Origin of the sequence: Streptomyces adelaidensis (assembly GCF_016598475.1) — a bacterium.
GTDB lineage: Bacteria > Actinomycetota > Actinomycetes > Streptomycetales > Streptomycetaceae > Streptomyces > Streptomyces adelaidensis.
This window is the reverse complement of the sequence record NZ_JAEMUX010000002.1, coordinates 32931-48762: the sequence shown is the minus strand read 5'-3', so window position 1 is coordinate 48762 and position 15832 is coordinate 32931. Positions and strand designations below refer to the sequence as shown.

The following is a 15832-nucleotide window of genomic DNA, read 5'->3' as shown; positions in this document are numbered from 1 at the left end:
TTCTTCCGACCCCTTACAGCTTCATCAGGCTGGCGTCGTCGACCGAGGCCGAGTGGCGGGACCGGAACAGCGACACGATGATCGCGAGTCCGACCACGACCTCCGCGGCGGCGACGACCATCGTGAAGAAGGCGATGATCTGGCCGTCGAGATTGCCGTGCATACGGGAGAAGGCGACGAGGGCGAGGTTGCAGGCGTTGAGCATCAGCTCCACGCACATGAACACCACGATCGCGTTCCGCCTGATCAGGACGCCGGTGGCGCCGATCGTGAACAGTAGGGAGGCGAGATACAGGTAGTTGACGGGATTCACTTCGATGCCTCCCCGCTCTTGCCGCCGTTGCCGCTGTTGCCGCTGTTGCCGCTGTTGGTGCGCTCCAGACGGTCCTCGGCTCGCTGCTCCAGGGCCTTGAGGTCGTTCAGCGCCTCGGTCGACACATCACGGACCTGGCCTCGGTCCCGCAGCGTCTTGCTGACGGTCAGCTCGGACGGGGTGCCGTCGGGCAGCAGGCCCGCGATGTCGACCGCGTTGTGCCGGGCGTACACGCCGGGGGCCGGCAGCGGTGGGAGGTGCTTGCCCTCGCGTACGCGCTCTTCGGCCAGCTCGCGCTGGGTCTTGGCACGCTCGGTGCGCTCGCGGTGGGTGAGGACCATCGCGCCGACGGCGGCCGTGATGAGCAGGGCGCCGGTGAGTTCGAAGGCGAACACGTAGTCGGTGAAGATCAGGGCCGCGAGGCCCTCCACGTTGCCGCCCGCGTTGGCCTGGCCGAGGCCGTTGAACTCCGTCAGTGAGGCGTTGCCGATGCCCGCGACCAGCAGGATGCCGAAGCCGAGGCCACAGAGGAGGGCCAGCCAGCGCTGGCCCTTGATGGTCTCCTTCAGGGAGTCCGCCGCGGTGACGCCGACGAGCATCACCACGAACAGGAACAGCATCATGATCGCGCCGGTGTAGACGACGATCTGGACGACGCCCAGGAAGTAGGCGCCGTTGGCGAGGTAGAACACCGCCAGGATGATCATGGTGCCGGCGAGGCAGAGCGCGCTGTGCACGGCCCTCTTCATGAAGACGGTGCACAGGGCGCCGATCACGGCGACCGTGCCGAGCACCCAGAACTGGAAGGCCTCACCGGTGGAGGTGGTGTAGGCGGCGAGCGCGCTCATGCGTCCGCCTCCTCTTCTTCCGGCTTCTCGCCCTTGGAGTGGGCGACCTGGCGCTCCGTACCGGGCGCGGCCTCGGTGACCAGCCCCCGGTAGTAGTCCTGCTCGTCCGTGCCGGGGAAGATCGAGTGGGGCGAGTCGACCATGCCCTCCTCAAGACCGGCGAGCAGCTGCTCCTTGGTGTAGATGAGGTTGGCGCGGCTGGAGTCGGCCAGTTCGAACTCGTTGGTCATCGTCAGCGCGCGCGTGGGGCACGCCTCGATGCACAGGCCGCACAGGATGCAGCGGGCGTAGTTGATCTGGTAGACGCGGCCGTACCGCTCGCCCGGCGAGTAGCGCTCCTCGTCCGTGTTGTCGGCGCCCTCCACATAGATGGCGTCGGCGGGACACGCCCAGGCGCACAGCTCACAGCCGACGCACTTCTCCAGGCCGTCCGGATGGCGGTTGAGCTGGTGCCGGCCGTGGAACCGGGGGGCCGTGGTCTTCGGCTGCTCCGGATACTGCTCGGTCAGCCGCTTCTTGAACATGGCCTTGAAGGTCACGCCGAAGCCGGCGACCGGGTTCTGGAAGCCCGGCTTGGTCTCTTTCGGTTCCTCAGCCATCGGACGCCTCCTTCCCATTCGAAGATCCGTCACTGTCAGTATCCGACCCACCACTGACAATCAGCTCCCGCTCCCGTCGCGGACGCCTGCGCGGCACCGGCGGGAGGGTCTGTCCGGGCAGGGGCGGTACGGGGAACCCGCCGGCCATCGGGTCGAAGGCGGCCGGTTCGGCGGGCTGGTCCTGTGCCTCGGCCCGGTCGCGGAAGATGTCCGCGACGACCGAGAGGAGGAACAGCACGACCACGACGCCGGCGACGTACAGGGCGATCTCGGCGAAGTCGTAGTTCTCGTTCCTGAGGGTCCGTACGGTCGCGACCATCATCAGCCAGACCACGGAGACCGGGAGGAGGACCTTCCAGCCGAGTTTCATCAGCTGGTCGTAGCGGACGCGCGGGAGTGTGCCGCGCAGCCAGATGAAGAAGAACAGCAGCAGCAGCACCTTCACCACGAACCAGAGCATCGGCCACCAGCCGTGGTTGGCGCCCTCCCAGAAGGTGCTGATGGGCCAGGGGGCCCGCCAGCCGCCGAGGAAGAGCGTCACCGACACGGCCGAGACGGTCACCATGTTGACGTACTCGGCGAGCATGAACAGCGCGAACTTGATCGACGAGTACTCGGTGTTGAAGCCGCCGACCAGGTCGCCCTCGGACTCCGGCATGTCGAACGGGGCCCGGTTGGTCTCGCCGACCATGGTCACGATGTAGATCACGAACGAGACCGGCAGCAGCACGATGTACCAGCGGTCCTGCTGCGCCTCCACGATCGCGGACGTCGACATCGATCCCGAGTAGAGGAAGACCGAGGCGAACGCGGCGCCCATGGCGATCTCGTAGGAGATCATCTGCGCCGCGGAGCGGAGGCCGCCCAGCAGCGGGTAGGTGGAGCCGGAGCTCCAGCCCGCCAGGACGATGCCGTAGATGCCGACCGAGGCGACCGCGAGGATGTAGAGCATCGCGATCGGCAGGTCGGTGAGCTGCATCGTGGTGCGCTGGCCGAAGATCGAGATCTCGTTGCCGGCCGGGCCGAAGGGGATCACCGCGATCGCCATGAAGGCCGGGATGGCCGCGACGACCGGCGCGAGGACGTAGACGACCTTGTCCGCGCGTTTGACGATGACGTCTTCCTTGAGCATCAGCTTGATGCCGTCGGCGAGCGACTGGAGCATGCCCCAGGGGCCGTGCCGGTTGGGGCCGATGCGCAGCTGCATCCAGGCGACGACCTTGCGCTCCCACACGATGGAGAACAGCACGGTCACCATCAGGAAGGCGAAGCAGAACACCGCCTTGACGACGACCAGCCACCAGGGGTCGCGGCCGAACATCGAGAGGTCTTCCGCGGCGAGGTACAAGCTCATGCCTCTACCTCCTCGGGGGCCTCGGCGGCGAGCGTCGCGGGGCCGATACGGACGAGTGCGCCGGGCAGCGCCCCGGTGTCGGAGGCGACGCCCGAGCCGGTGGAGTTCAGCGGGAGCCAGACGACACGGTCGGGCATCTCGGTGATCCGCAGCGGCAGTTCGACGACGCCCGCGGGGCCGCTGACCGCGAGGACGTCGCCGTTCTTGACGCCCACCTCGGCGGCCGTGGCGGCGGACACGCGCGCGTGTGCGGGGTGCCTCGTGCCGGCGAGCGCCTCATCGCCGTCCTGGAGGCGGCCCTGGTCGAGCAGCAGCCGATGCCCGGCCAGTACGGCCTCCCCGGCGGCCGGACGCGGCAGCCCCACCGCGCTCTCCAGTGGCTCGGTGGCCCGTGACCCGTCCCACGCCCCGAGCCGGTCCAGCTCCGCGCGCGTGGTGCGCAGATCGGGCAGCCCCAGGTGGACGTCCATGGCGTCGGCCAGCATCTGGAGCACCCGTCCGTCGGTGGGTGCCACGCGGCGCGTCATCTGGTCGGGCTTGAGCGCGGCCTCGAACAGCCGCACCCGGCCTTCCCAGTTGACGAAGGTGCCCGCCTTCTCGGCGACCGCGGCGACCGGAAGGACGACGTCCGCGTGCTCGGTGACCTCGCTGGGCCGCAGCTCCAGCGACACCAGGAAGCTCACCGCGGACAGTGCCTCACGCGCGCGCGCCGGATCGGGCAGGTCGGCGACCTCCACACCCGCCACCACCAGGGCCCCGAGCTCTCCGGTGGCGGCGGCCTCGACGATCTGACCGGTGTCCCGGCCGTACCTCGACGGGAGTTCGCCGACGCCCCAGGCGGCGGCGACCTCCGCGCGTGCGCGCGGCTCGGTGGCCGGACGCCCGCCCGGCAGCACCGTCGGCAGCGCGCCGGCCTCGACGGCGCCGCGCTCCCCGGCCCGGCGCGGGATCCACACCAGCTGGGCGCCGGTCAGGGACGCGGCCCGTACGGCCGCGGTGAATCCGCCCGCCACGGCCGCGAGACGCTCCCCGACGACGATCACGGCGCCTTCGGTGCGCAGCGCCTCGGCGGCCCGGGTGCCGTCCCCCTCCAGCCCGAAGCCGCTCGCGAGGGCGTCCAGCCACTCGGTCTCGGTGCCGGGCGCGGCGGACAGCAGCGTGCCGCCGGCCTTCTCCAGACCCCGGGTGGCGTGGGTGGCCAGCGAGAACACCTGCTGCTTGTGCCCCCGCCAGGCCTTGCGCAGCCTGAGGAAGACGCCTGGCGCCTCCTCCTCCGCCTCGAACCCGACGAGCAGGACCGCGGGCGCCTTCTCCAGGGAGGCGTACGTGACGCCCGTACCGTCGAGGTCGTGTCCGCGGCCGGCGACCCGGGCGGCCAGGAAGTCGGCCTCCTCGCCGCTGTGCACGCGCGCGCGGAAGTCGATGTCGTTGGTGTCGAGGGCCACGCGCGCGAACTTGCTGTACGCGTAGGCGTCCTCGACGGTGAGCCGGCCGCCGGTCAGGACACCGGCCCGGCCACGCGCGGCCAGGAGCCCCTGGGCGGCGGCCGCCAGGGCCTCCGGCCAGGACGCGGGCTCCAGAACGCCCTCCGCGTTGCGGACCAGCGGGGTGGTCAGCCGGTCCGGCCGCTGCGCGTACCGGAACCCGAACCGCCCCTTGTCGCAGATCCACTCCTCGTTGACGTCCGTGTCGTTGGCGGCGAGGCGCCGCATGACCTTGCCGCGCCGGTGGTCGGTGCGGGTCGCGCAGCCGCCGGAGCAGTGCTCGCACACGGACGGCGAGGAGACCAGGTCGAAGGGCCGGGAGCGGAATCGGTACGCCGCCGAGGTGAGCGCGCCGACCGGGCAGATCTGAATGGTGTTCCCGGAGAAGTACGACTCGAAGGGGTCGCCCTCGCCGATGCCGACCTGCTGGAGCGCGCCCCGCTCGACCAGCTCGATCATCGGGTCGCCCGCGACCTGGTTGGAGAACCGGGTGCAGCGGGCGCACAGCACGCACCGCTCACGGTCGAGCAGCACCTGCGTGGAGATCGGTACCGGCTTCTCGTAGGTGCGCTTCCTGCCCTCGAAGCGGGATTCGGCGTGGCCGTGCGACATGGCCTGGTTCTGCAGGGGGCACTCGCCGCCCTTGTCGCAGACGGGGCAGTCCAGCGGGTGGTTGATGAGCAGGAGCTCCATCACCCCCTTCTGGGCCTTCTCCGCGACCGGGGAGGTGAGGTGGGTCTTGACGACCATCCCGTCGGTGCAGGTGATCGTGCAGGACGCCATGGGCTTGCGCTGGCCCTCGACCTCGACGATGCACTGGCGGCAGGCGCCGACCGGGTCGAGCAGGGGGTGGTCGCAGAAGCGGGGGATCTCGATGCCGAGCTGTTCGGCGGCCCTGATGACCAGGGTGCCCTTGGGCACGCTGATGTCGACGCCGTCGATGGTCAGCGCGACGAGATCTTCCGGCGGGACCGCCGCCTCTCCGCCTCCGGAGGGAGCGCTGGTGGTCACAGTCATGCGTTCACCTCCGTGTACTTGTCCTTGTCGGCCCAGGCCGTCGACTTGGCGGGGTCGAAGGGGCAGCCCCGGCCGCTGATGTGGTCCTCGTACTCCGCGCGGAAGTACTTCAGGGAGGAGAAGATCGGCGAGGCGGCGCCGTCGCCGAGGGCGCAGAAGGACTTGCCGTTGATGTTGTCGGCGATGTCGTTCAGCTTGTCGAGGTCACTCATGACGCCCTTGCCGGCCTCGATGTCGCGCAGCAACTGCACCAGCCAGTACGTGCCTTCGCGGCAGGGGGTGCACTTGCCGCAGGACTCGTGGGCGTAGAACTCGGTCCAGCGGGTGACGGCACGCACGACGCAGGTCGTCTCGTCGAAGCACTGGAGTGCTTTCGTGCCGAGCATGGAACCCGCGGCGCCCACTCCTTCGTAGTCAAGAGGGACGTCGAGGTGCTCGTCGGTGAACATCGGGGTCGAGGAGCCGCCCGGCGTCCAGAACTTGAGGCGATGCCCGGGGCGCATTCCGCCGCTCATCTCCAGGAGCTGGCGGAGTGTGATGCCGAGCGGGGCCTCGTACTGGCCGGGGCCGACAACATGGCCGCTGAGCGAGTAGAGCGTGAAGCCGGGGGACTTCTCGCTGCCCATCGACCTGAACCATTCCTTGCCCTTTTGCATGATGGCGGGAACTGACGCGATGGATTCGACGTTATTCACGACAGTCGGGCACGCATAGAGGCCCTCGACAGCAGGGAAGGGGGGACGAAGCCGCGGTTGACCACGGCGGCCTTCGAGCGAGTCGAGCAGCGCGGTCTCCTCACCGCAGATGTACGCGCCCGCGCCCGCGTGCACGGTGAGTTCCAGGTCGAGTCCGCTGCCCAGGATGTTTTCGCCGAGGAAGCCCGCCGCGTAGGCCTCACGTGCGGCCTCGTGCAACCGCCGCAACACGGGGACCACTTCACCACGCAGATAGATGAAGGCATGCGAAGACCTGATGGCATAGCACGCGATGACAATGCCCTCGATGAGGCTGTGCGGGTTCGCGAAGAGGAGCGGAATGTCCTTGCACGTTCCGGGTTCCGATTCGTCGGCGTTGACAACTAGATAATGTGGTTTTCCATCACCCTGGGGAATGAATTGCCATTTCATTCCGGTGGGAAATCCCGCGCCGCCGCGGCCGCGCAGCCCTGACTCCTTGACGTACGCGATGACATCGTCCGGGGACATGGCGAGCGCCTTGCGCAGCCCCTCGTACCCTTCGTGCCTTCGGTAGACGTCCAGCGACCACGGCTTGTCCTCGTCCCAGAAGGCGGACAGCACGGGTGCGAGCAGCTTCTCGGGGCTGGTGCCCTTGATCTCGGGTGCCAACGTCATCACTCCCCCTCCTCGGCGGCAGGACCTGCCGGGTGGGCTGGGTCCGAGGCCGACGTGTCGTGCGGCGCGTCGTGCGAGCTGAGGTGTTCGGCGGGCGACGGCTCGTGCACCTGGTCGTGCGGCGTGTCCTGCGGGCCGCCGTCCCGCGGATGGACCACGCGCGCGGGCGCGGTCTCTCCCCTCGCCAGGCGGAGGCCGGCCAGCGAGGCGGATCCCGCCCCGCCGCTCGCCTCGACGGCCCCCGGCCGCTCGTCGGGGAAGCCGGCGAGGATCCGCGCGGTGTCCTTGAAGGTGCACAGCGGCGCCCCGCGCGTGGGCGCGACCGGTGCTCCCGCGCGCAGGTCGTCGACGAGGCGCTTGGCGCTGTCCACGGTCTGGTTGTCGAAGAACTCCCAGTTGACCATCACGACCGGGGCGAAGTCGCAGGCCGCGTTGCACTCGATGTGCTCCAGGGTGACCTTGCCGTCGCCGGTGGTCTCCCCGTTGCCGACGGACAGGTGGTCCTGCAGCGCCTCGAAGATCGCGTCGCCGCCCATGACCGCGCACAACGTGTTGGTGCAGACACCCACCTGGTAGTCGCCGCTGGGCCTGCGCCGGTACATGGAGTAGAAGGTGGCGACGGCGGTGACCTCGGCCGTGGTCAGGCCGAGCACCTCGGCGCAGAACCGGATGCCGGTGCGGGTGACATGGCCCTCCTCCGACTGCATGAGATGCAGCAACGGCAGGAGGGCGGACCGGGAGTCCGGGTAGCGGGCGATGACGTCGGCCGCGTCCCGCTCCAGCCGGGCCCGAACGTCGTCCGGGTAGTCGGGCGCGGGCAGTTGGGGCATGCCCAGGCTGACGCCCTCAGGGGTGGTGGTCACCGGTCGACGCCTCCCATCACGGGGTCGATGGACGCGACGGCGACGATGACGTCGGCGACCTGGCCGCCCTCGCACATCGCCGCCATGGCCTGCAGGTTGGTGAAGGACGGGTCGCGGAAGTGGACCCGGAAGGGGCGGGTGCCTCCGTCGGAGACGACGTGCACCCCGAGTTCGCCCTTGGGCGACTCGACCGCCGCGTACGCCTGTCCCGGCGGGACGCGGAAGCCCTCGGTCACCAGCTTGAAGTGGTGGATCAGGGCCTCCATGGAGGTGCCCATGATCTTCTTGATGTGGTCCAGGGAGTTGCCGAGCCCGTCCGGCCCCAGGGCGAGCTGCGCGGGCCACGCGATCTTCTTGTCACCGACCATGACCGGGCCGGGCTGCAGCCGGTCCAGGCACTGTTCGACGATCCGCAGGGACTGGCGCATCTCGTCGAGGCGGATCAGGAAGCGGCCGTAGGAGTCGCAGGTGTCGGCGGTCGGGACGTCGAAGTCGTACGTCTCGTAGCCGCAGTACGGCTGGGCCTTGCGCAGGTCGTGCGGGAGGCCGGCGGAGCGCAGGACCGGGCCGGTGGCGCCGAGGGCCATGCAGCCGGACAGGTCGAGGTAGCCGACGTCCTGCATACGGGCCTTGAAGATGGGGTTCCCGGTGGCGAGCTTGTCGTACTCGGGAAGGTTCTTCTGCATCTTCTTCACGAACTCGCGGATCTGGTCCACCGCGCCGGGCGGCAGGTCCTGGGCGAGTCCGCCGGGCCGGATGTACGCGTGGTTCATGCGCAGGCCGGTGATCAGCTCGTAGATGTCGAGAATGAGTTCACGATCACGGAAGCCGTAGATCATGATCGTGGTGGCGCCCAGTTCCATGCCGCCGGTGGCGATGCACACCAGGTGGGAAGAGAGCCGGTTCAGCTCCATGAGGAGCACGCGGATGATCGTGGCGCGGTCGGGGATCTGGTCCTCGATGCCGAGGAGTTTCTCGACCGCGAGGCAGTACGCCGTCTCGTTGAAGAACGGCGTGAGGTAGTCCATGCGCGTCACGAACGTGGTGCCCTGGGTCCACGTCCGGTATTCGAGGTTCTTCTCGATACCGGTGTGGAGGTAGCCGATGCCGCAGCGGGCCTCGGTGACGGTCTCGCCGTCGATCTCCAGGATGAGCCGGAGCACGCCGTGGGTGGACGGGTGCTGGGGGCCCATGTTGACGATGATGCGTTCGTCGTCGGACTTGGCCGCGGTCTGGGCGAGCTCGTCCCAGTCGCCGCCGGTGACCGTATATACGGTGCCTTCCGTCGTCTCGCGCGGAGAGGCGTGGGACGTGGTCATGAGTACGACCTCCGCTGGTCCGGAGCCGGGATCTGGGCGCCCTTGTACTCGACGGGGATGCCGCCGAGGGGATAGTCCTTGCGCTGCGGGAAGCCCTGCCAGTCGTCCGGCATCATGATCCGCGTCAGCGCGGGGTGGCCGTCGAAGACGATGCCGAAGAAGTCGTACGTCTCGCGCTCGTGCCAGTCGTTGGTCGGGTAGACGGGGACGAGCGACGGGATGTGCGGGTCGGCGTCGGGGGCGGAGACCTCCAGGCGGATCAGCCGGTTGTGGGTGATCGAGCGCAGGTGGTAGACGGCGTGCAGCTCGCGGCCCTTGTCGTCCGGGTAGTGGACGCCGGAGACGCCGGTGCACAGTTCGAAGCGGAGGGCCGGGTCGTCGCGGAGGGTCCGGGCGACGCGCGGCAGATGCTCGCGTTCGATGTGGAAGGTGATCTCGTCGCGGTCGACGACCGTCTTGTCGATCACGTTGCCGGGGACGAGGCCCTGTTCCTCCAGGGCGCCCTCCAGTTCGTCGGCGACCTCGTCGAACCAGCCGCCGTAGGGGCGGGCGCTCTCGCCGGGGAGCCGGATGGAGCGGACCAGGCCGCCGTAGCCTGAGGTGTCGCCGCCGTTGTTGGCGCCGAACATGCCGCGCTGGACGCGGATCTCCTCACCGCCGTCGCCGCGCCGGCCGGGGAGGTTGGAGGCGGCGAGGTCCTTCTCGGGGTTCACCCCGTTCGATCCGTCGGCACCGTTCGTGCCCTTCGCGTCACTCATCGCAGCAGCCCCTTCATCTCGATGAGGGGGAGCGCCTTGAGGGCCGCTTCCTCCGCCTCGCGGGCCGCTTCCTCGGCGTTCACGCCGAGCTTGGACGTCTGGATCTTCTGGTGGAGCTTGAGGATCGCGTCCAGCAGCATCTCGGGCCGCGGCGGGCAGCCCGGGAGATAGATGTCGACCGGGACGATGTGGTCGACGCCCTGGACGATCGCGTAGTTGTTGAACATGCCGCCGGACGACGCGCAGACCCCCATGGAGATCACCCACTTGGGATTCGGCATCTGGTCATAGACCTGCCGCAGCACCGGCGCCATCTTCTGGCTGACCCGGCCGGCCACGATCATGAGGTCCGCCTGGCGCGGTGATCCGCGGAAGACCTCCATGCCGAAGCGCGCCAGGTCGTAACGGCCCGCGCCCGTCGTCATCATCTCGATGGCGCAACAGGCGAGGCCGAAGGTGGCGGGGAAGACGGATGCCTTGCGTACCCAGCCCGCGGCCTGCTCGACGGTGGTCAGCAGGAAGCCGCTCGGCAGTTTTTCTTCGAGTCCCATGCTTAAAGGCCCCTCAGTCCCATTCCAGGCCGCCGCGCCGCCAGACGTACGCGTAGGCGACGAAGACAGTGAGCACGAAGAGCAGCATCTCCACGAGCCCGAAAACACCCAGGGCGTCGAAGGTGACGGCCCAGGGGTAGAGGAAGACGATCTCGATGTCGAAGACGATGAAGAGCATCGCCGTCAGGTAGTACTTGATGGGGAAGCGCCCGCCGCCGGCCGGCGTGGGGGTCGGCTCGATTCCGCATTCATAGGCCTCTAGCTTCGCCCGGTTGTAGCGCTTCGGGCCGATCAGCGAGGCCATGATCACGGAGAAGATCGCAAAGCCTGCCCCGAGGGCTCCCAGTACGAGGATGGGCGCATACGCGTTCACCGCTCCTCGCTCCTCTCAGTCGGCACTGACTGCTGGCGGATGGCATGGGCTCTGCTCTCCCGCCCCACCGGAAACGCGAACCCCTCCCGTCCCGGCGAAGATCGCGAACATGTGAAGCAGGTCACAAGCCCAACTGCCCCGCATCCTATGCCTGCCGGTCTGTGATCTGCGACACGGGGTACGGCACGGAGTTTGTGATCTCCACCACCTGACGAAGGATCATGAAGTCGGATGAGCGACGATCTTCGTACACGAAGCGCCAGAGTGATCACGAGAAGTGACATATTCGCTCGTCGCCGCTGGTCACGTGCGGCGTCTCCATATCAAGAGAGTTCTTGCGCATGCAAATTGGAGCTGGACGGGGGCGCTTGATAATGAGCGGCGTTCACACATCAGAAGGAGGTCCGGTGACGGATGTGGACACGTGCACGCATTCACGAGCGTCGGCGACGGGCGATCCCGCGCGAGACGCGGCCCCATCGGTGACCGTTCCGTGACCTGCGCCACATCCGAGCGAGATCAAATCAACGGGCCTTGGCCACTCGCTGCGATCGATGGTAAGCGCAGGGCAATTCGGGCGTAATCACGAAAGTGCATGATCACAGCACCAGCGAGCGGTGTCCACAATGTCCGTTACGGCGTCAATAAAGGGGGGCGTGCGGGAAATTTGAGGCCTCCATTGAACAACTGTGGCGCAGCACACGTTTCTTGAAGGTATGGAGGACCCCCTGGTACCGCTTGTCCCTATGTCCCACACCGCTCACATACGCAGCCACCGGAAACCCCGCCGCAACGCGTCCTCGATCGCGATGCGCGCCGGAGTCGCCGGTGGTGTTCTCAGCACCGTGGCAGTGGCCGGCGCCTCGACGTCGGCGTTCGCCGCGGAGCCGGTGACGCAGACGCTCGAACTGCCCACCCTCACGGCCGACCTGGCCACGCAGGCCGCGCAGTCCGCGGACGCCACCCAGCAGATGGCGGCCGACTACCAGCTGCAGGCCGAGCGCGACTCGGCCGCCGAAGAGGCGGCCGCGCAGGCGGAGAAGGACCTCGCCAAGGCCAAGAAGGAAGAGGCCCGCAAGAAGGCCGCCGCCGAGGCCGAGCGCAAGGCCGAAGCCGAGCGCGCTTCGCGGAACACGGAGCGGACCACCCTCACGTCCGGCTCTTCCTCGTCCTCGACCACGACCACCCCGACCGCGCCCGCCAGCGGCAGCGTCGGGACGGTCATCGGTTTCCTCAAGGCGCAGCTCGGCGACGCCTACGTCATGGGTGCCACCGGCCCCAACGCGTGGGACTGCTCCTCCCTCGTCCAGGCCGCGTTCAAGCAGGTCGGCGTGGACCTTCCCCGGGTCTCGCAGGACCAGTCGCTGTCCGGCACGGACATCCCGCTGTCCCAGATCCAGGCCGGCGACATCCTGTACTGGGGCGGCAAGGGCTCTGCGTACCACGTGGGTGTCTACCTCGGCGGCGACCAGTACCTCGACGCGGCGAACCCCTCCAAGGGCGTCGTGATCCAGAGTCTCTCCGGCTACCCGGCGTCGGGCGCGGTGCGCGTGCTCTGACCCCCGCGGTCGCACAGGCGCTTTCGGAGGGCCGCTCTCCCTGTCGGGGGCAGCGGCCCTCCGCGCTGCCCGCGCACAGGCCCACAAGGGGGCCACAGGGCGCTCTCAGCCCAGATCGAAGGTGTTGGGCAGGCCGAGCCGGTGGCGGGTCTCGTCGATCCGTTTGAGGGGTTCCAGCTCCGGGGGCCGGTACAGCTCCTGGACCGCACAGCGCTCGGCGTCCGAATCGTCCGCGTCGAGCAGCGCGTTGACGGCCAGCCGCGCGGACTCGTTGGCGCCCTCCATCGACGCCAGGTCCACATCGGTACGGACGTAGTCGCCCGCGAGGAAGAAGTTCGTCACCGCCGTACGGGCCGTGGGGCGGTTGTACAGCGTGCCCGTCGGGTGGATGAGGAGCTGTTCACGGTTCCGCGGATCGGGGCCGCCGAGGCCGGTCACCGCCGGGTCCATGAACCAGCCGAGACGGTCGTCGTCGGTCAGCGTGGTCTTCCCCGAGTCGTTGAGGGCGTCCTTGAGCTGGGCCCAGCACTCGGCGACGACCTCCTCGCGCGTGCACTCCCGGGCCGTCTTCCCGTACAGAATCCCCGGTTTGTCCCACTCCGAGATGATCGCCGAGAGGCAGTCACGGGCGCGCCCGTCGCCGTAGTCGGCCGGAAAGTCCCGTACGTCCCAGAACTGGGCCTGGCCGACGGCGGTGATCGACCAGGGCGAGTCGAGGCAGTTGATGTGGCCGCGCACGACGGGGGTCGGGGTGCGCAGATAGAACATGACGCCGACCATCCAGTCCGTCTCCAGCGCGTCGCACCTGGCGAACTGCGGGTCGGCCGCGCGCAGCGCGGGGCCCCAGGTGGTGCGGGCGTGTTCGACGGGCAGCGCGCAGACATAGTGGTCGGCCGTGACGGTGCGTACGTCGGTGCCGTCGGGCGCGCAGACCCGTACGCCGGTGACGCGGCCGGACTCGTACATGACCTCTCGTACCTGGGTGCCGGTGACGAACTCGACGTCCAGTGAGCGGAGGTGGGTGACCCAGGGGTCGATCCACGCCTCGCTGGTGGGGGCGTTGAGGACGCGGTCGATGTCGGCGTCGGGGCCGTCCATGCCCCGGCCGAGGACGCCCCACAGGAGGAGGGCCTCGATGATGACGCGGCCCACGGTTCGGGTGGAGGCCACTTCCGCGCGGGTGGCGACGAGGTTGCGGGTCTGGCCGATGCCGAGGAGGGTGCGGTACTCCTCGCTCATCCGCCCGGCCCGGATGAACTCCCACCAGCTGGTCTTCTCCCACTGGTCCTCGCGGCGGGCGTCGCAGCTGGTGAGGTGGACCAGGAGACGGTTCGCGAAGTAGGCGATCTCGTGGGCGGGGAGGCGGGTGCCGAGGTCGAGGGCGGAGAGGATCTGGTCGCGGATCCAGGAGGGCGTGAGGTCGCCGGGGGCGGGTGGGGTGGTGGCGCGGCGGAGCGGGAAGTGCAGGTCGGGGCGGCCGTCCGCGCGGGCGAAGAGGGCCTCGCTGCCGCTGCGGAGATTGCCGCGGACGCCGTCGGCGTTGCCGGGGAAGGGGATGCGGCGCATCGTGTCCGGCAGGTTCCGGTAGAAGCCGGGGAAGAAGCGGAAGCCGTGTTCGGCGGGGAGCGGCTCGCGGCCGCCCTCGCCCGTGCCGGGGACGTCCATCGAGCGGGCCTTGCCGCCGAGGACGTCGTAGAACTCGTACACGGTGACGGCGTAGCCGCGTTCGGCGAGTTCGTGGGCGGCGCTGAGGCCGGAGACGCCGCCGCCGAGGACGGCGACGCGGTTGCCTCCGGCGGCGGAAGAGGCGTGCGCGGACGCCCGGGTTCCTAAGGAGAGGCCGACGGCGGTCGCGGCGCCGGCGGTCGCGAGGAAGCGTCTGCGGGTGTGGTCGGTGTGCTCCTGGCACGGCTCTTGGGGCGAGCCCATGTCATTCGAGGTCATGGGCACCGGAGAGTAGGGAGGTGCGCGACGGGACGGAAGGTGATGTCCCGGTCGCGCACAGCACCCTCACACCGGACTACGCCTTCGGCGCCACCTTCGACAGCCCGTTGATGATGCGGTCCATCGCGTCGCCGCCGGTCGGGTCGGTGAGGTTGGCCAGCATCTTCAGGGTGAACTTCATCAGGAGCGGGTGCGTGAGACCCCGCTGCGTGGCGAGCTTCATGACCTTCGGGTTGCCGATGAGCTTCACGAAGGCGCGGCCCATCGTGTAGTAGCCGCCGAAGGTGTCCTTGAGGACCTGGGGGTAGCGCTGGAGGGCGAGTTCGCGCTGGCCGGGGGTGGCGCGGGCGTGGGCCTGGACGATGACGTCGGCGGCGATCTGGCCGGACTCCATGGCGTAGGCGATGCCCTCGCCGTTGAAGGGGTTCACCATGCCGCCGGCGTCGCCGACGAGCAGCAGGCCCTTGGTGTAGTGGGGCTGGCGGTTGAAGGCCATGGGGAGGGCGGCGCCGCGGATGGGGCCCGTCATGTTCTCCGGGGTGTAGCCCCACTCCTCGGGCATGGAGGCGCACCAGGCCTTCAGGACGTCGCGCCAGTCCAGCTCCTTGAAGGCAGCGGAGGTGTTGAGGACGCCCAGGCCGACGTTGGACGTGCCGTCGCCCATGCCGAAGATCCAGCCGTAGCCGGGGAGGAGGCGGTCCTCGCCCGGTCCGCGCTTGTCCCACAGTTCCAGCCAGGACTCCAGGTAGTCGTCGTCGTGGCGCGGGGAGGTGAAGTACGTGCGGACGGCGACGCCCATCGGGCGGTCCTCGCGGCGGTGCAGGCCCATCGCCAGGGAGAGGCGGGTGGAGTTGCCGTCGGCCGCCACGACCAGCGGGGCGTGGAAGGTGACTTCCCGCTTCTCGTCGCCGAGCTTGGCGTGGACACCGGTGATACGGCCCGTGCGGTCGTCGATGATCGGCGCGCCCACGTTGCAGCGCTCGTGCAGCCGGGCGCCCGCCTTCTGGGCCTGGCGGGCGAGCTGCTCGTCGAAGTCGTCGCGCTTGCGGACGAGTCCGTAGTCCGGGTAGGAGGCGAGATCCGGCCAGTCGAGCTGGAGTCGGACGCCACCACCGATGATCCGCAGGCCCTTGTTGCGGAGCCAGCCGGCCTCCTCCGAGATGTCGATGCCCATCGACACGAGCTGCTTGGTGGCGCGGGGCGTGAGGCCGTCGCCGCAGACCTTCTCCCTCGGGAAGCTGGTCTTCTCCAGGAGCAGCACGTCGAGCCCGGCCTTCGCCAGGTAGTACGCGGTGGTGGAACCGGCTGGCCCGGCCCCGACGACGATCACATCGGCGGTGTGTTCGGTAAGGGGCTGGGGCTCGGTCACGACGGGTACTCCCCAAGAAGTAGACGTGGAAGGAACGCTGGAAGACCGGTCGCTGGAACACCAGTACCGGAAGACCAGAAAACATGTGCCGACAGGCGCCGGACATGGGCAGTCTATTCAGCGGTACCG

At 69.0% G+C, this 15832-nt stretch carries 14 protein-coding genes; 1 reads left to right on the top strand and 13 read right to left on the bottom strand.

From position 1 onward, the window contains the following. Positions 1 to 13 precede the first annotated feature (13 nt). The 11 genes from nuoK to I8N67_RS01105 are packed head-to-tail and all read right to left on the bottom strand — an operon-like array spanning position 14 to position 10831. Complete coding sequence (gene nuoK, locus I8N67_RS01155; protein WP_200300650.1) at positions 14 to 313, bottom strand: NADH-quinone oxidoreductase subunit NuoK; 300 nt, start codon at positions 311 to 313, stop codon at positions 14 to 16. Continuing rightward, on the bottom strand, positions 310 to 1161 hold the full coding sequence (locus I8N67_RS01150) for an NADH-quinone oxidoreductase subunit J (protein ID WP_200300649.1): 852 nt from the start codon (positions 1159 to 1161) through the stop codon (positions 310 to 312). The genes nuoK and I8N67_RS01150 overlap by 4 nt, the downstream gene beginning before the upstream one ends. Continuing rightward, positions 1158 to 1760, bottom strand: a complete 603-nt coding sequence (gene nuoI, locus I8N67_RS01145) for an NADH-quinone oxidoreductase subunit NuoI (protein ID WP_200300648.1) — start codon at positions 1758 to 1760, stop codon at positions 1158 to 1160. The genes I8N67_RS01150 and nuoI overlap by 4 nt, the downstream gene beginning before the upstream one ends. Further along, complete coding sequence (gene nuoH, locus I8N67_RS01140; RefSeq protein ID WP_200300647.1) at positions 1753 to 3114, bottom strand: NADH-quinone oxidoreductase subunit NuoH; 1362 nt, start codon at positions 3112 to 3114, stop codon at positions 1753 to 1755. The genes nuoI and nuoH overlap by 8 nt, the downstream gene beginning before the upstream one ends. Beyond that, positions 3111 to 5615 carry an NADH-quinone oxidoreductase subunit G gene (locus I8N67_RS01135; RefSeq protein ID WP_200300646.1) on the bottom strand — a complete coding sequence of 835 codons (2505 nt, stop codon included), beginning with the start codon at positions 5613 to 5615 and terminating at the stop codon, positions 3111 to 3113. Before I8N67_RS01135 ends, nuoH begins: the two co-directional genes overlap by 4 nt. Next, the gene (gene nuoF, locus I8N67_RS01130; RefSeq protein WP_200300645.1) at positions 5612 to 6970 is read right to left on the bottom strand and encodes an NADH-quinone oxidoreductase subunit NuoF; all 1359 of its coding nucleotides are present in this window, start codon (positions 6968 to 6970) and stop codon (positions 5612 to 5614) included. The genes I8N67_RS01135 and nuoF overlap by 4 nt, the downstream gene beginning before the upstream one ends. Continuing rightward, positions 6967 to 7797 (bottom strand): NADH-quinone oxidoreductase subunit NuoE, encoded by an 831-nt coding sequence (gene nuoE, locus I8N67_RS01125; protein WP_200300774.1) that lies wholly within the window; start codon positions 7795 to 7797, stop codon positions 6967 to 6969. Before nuoE ends, nuoF begins: the two co-directional genes overlap by 4 nt. Before the next feature lie 29 nt (positions 7798 to 7826). Beyond that, complete coding sequence (locus I8N67_RS01120; RefSeq protein ID WP_200300644.1) at positions 7827 to 9149, bottom strand: NADH-quinone oxidoreductase subunit D; 1323 nt, start codon at positions 9147 to 9149, stop codon at positions 7827 to 7829. Further along, positions 9146 to 9907, bottom strand: coding sequence for an NADH-quinone oxidoreductase subunit C (locus I8N67_RS01115; RefSeq protein WP_200300643.1), 762 nt, complete (start codon positions 9905 to 9907; stop codon positions 9146 to 9148). Before I8N67_RS01115 ends, I8N67_RS01120 begins: the two co-directional genes overlap by 4 nt. Beyond that, a complete protein-coding gene (locus tag I8N67_RS01110; protein WP_005476347.1) occupies positions 9904 to 10458 on the bottom strand; it encodes a NuoB/complex I 20 kDa subunit family protein in 555 nt (184 codons plus the stop codon). The genes I8N67_RS01115 and I8N67_RS01110 overlap by 4 nt, the downstream gene beginning before the upstream one ends. A 13-nt stretch (positions 10459 to 10471) precedes the next feature. After that, entirely contained in the window at positions 10472 to 10831 is a 360-nt protein-coding gene (locus I8N67_RS01105) for an NADH-quinone oxidoreductase subunit A (protein WP_005476348.1), read from the bottom strand. 716 nt (positions 10832 to 11547) lie between these two features. Between I8N67_RS01105 and I8N67_RS01100 the strand changes: the two genes are divergently transcribed. Next, the gene (locus I8N67_RS01100) at positions 11548 to 12390 is read left to right on the top strand and encodes a C40 family peptidase (RefSeq protein ID WP_200300642.1); all 843 of its coding nucleotides are present in this window, start codon (positions 11548 to 11550) and stop codon (positions 12388 to 12390) included. Between the two features lie 105 nt (positions 12391 to 12495). Here I8N67_RS01100 and I8N67_RS01095 read toward each other — a convergent pair whose 3' ends face one another. Beyond that, positions 12496 to 14334, bottom strand: a complete 1839-nt coding sequence (locus tag I8N67_RS01095) for a hydroxysqualene dehydroxylase (RefSeq protein ID WP_234044741.1) — start codon at positions 14332 to 14334, stop codon at positions 12496 to 12498. 76 nt (positions 14335 to 14410) lie between these two features. Beyond that, on the bottom strand, positions 14411 to 15703 hold the full coding sequence (locus tag I8N67_RS01090; RefSeq protein WP_200300641.1) for a geranylgeranyl reductase family protein: 1293 nt from the start codon (positions 15701 to 15703) through the stop codon (positions 14411 to 14413). Between the last annotated feature and the right edge of the window lie 129 nt (positions 15704 to 15832).

Coding starts and splice junctions, on each gene's coding strand:
- I8N67_RS01120 (WP_200300644.1), bottom strand. CDS start 9,149: ATGACCACGTCCCACGCCTCTCCGCGCGAGACGACGGAAGGCACCGTA.
- nuoI (WP_200300648.1), bottom strand. CDS start 1,760: ATGGCTGAGGAACCGAAAGAGACCAAGCCGGGCTTCCAGAACCCGGTC.
- I8N67_RS01095 (WP_234044741.1), bottom strand. CDS start 14,334: ATGACCTCGAATGACATGGGCTCGCCCCAAGAGCCGTGCCAGGAGCAC.
- I8N67_RS01135 (WP_200300646.1), bottom strand. CDS start 5,615: ATGACTGTGACCACCAGCGCTCCCTCCGGAGGCGGAGAGGCGGCGGTC.
- nuoE (WP_200300774.1), bottom strand. CDS start 7,797: ATGCCCCAACTGCCCGCGCCCGACTACCCGGACGACGTTCGGGCCCGG.
- I8N67_RS01150 (WP_200300649.1), bottom strand. CDS start 1,161: ATGAGCGCGCTCGCCGCCTACACCACCTCCACCGGTGAGGCCTTCCAG.
- I8N67_RS01115 (WP_200300643.1), bottom strand. CDS start 9,907: ATGAGTGACGCGAAGGGCACGAACGGTGCCGACGGATCGAACGGGGTG.
- I8N67_RS01100 (WP_200300642.1), top strand. CDS start 11,548: ATGGAGGACCCCCTGGTACCGCTTGTCCCTATGTCCCACACCGCTCAC.
- nuoH (WP_200300647.1), bottom strand. CDS start 3,114: ATGAGCTTGTACCTCGCCGCGGAAGACCTCTCGATGTTCGGCCGCGAC.
- I8N67_RS01110 (WP_005476347.1), bottom strand. CDS start 10,458: ATGGGACTCGAAGAAAAACTGCCGAGCGGCTTCCTGCTGACCACCGTC.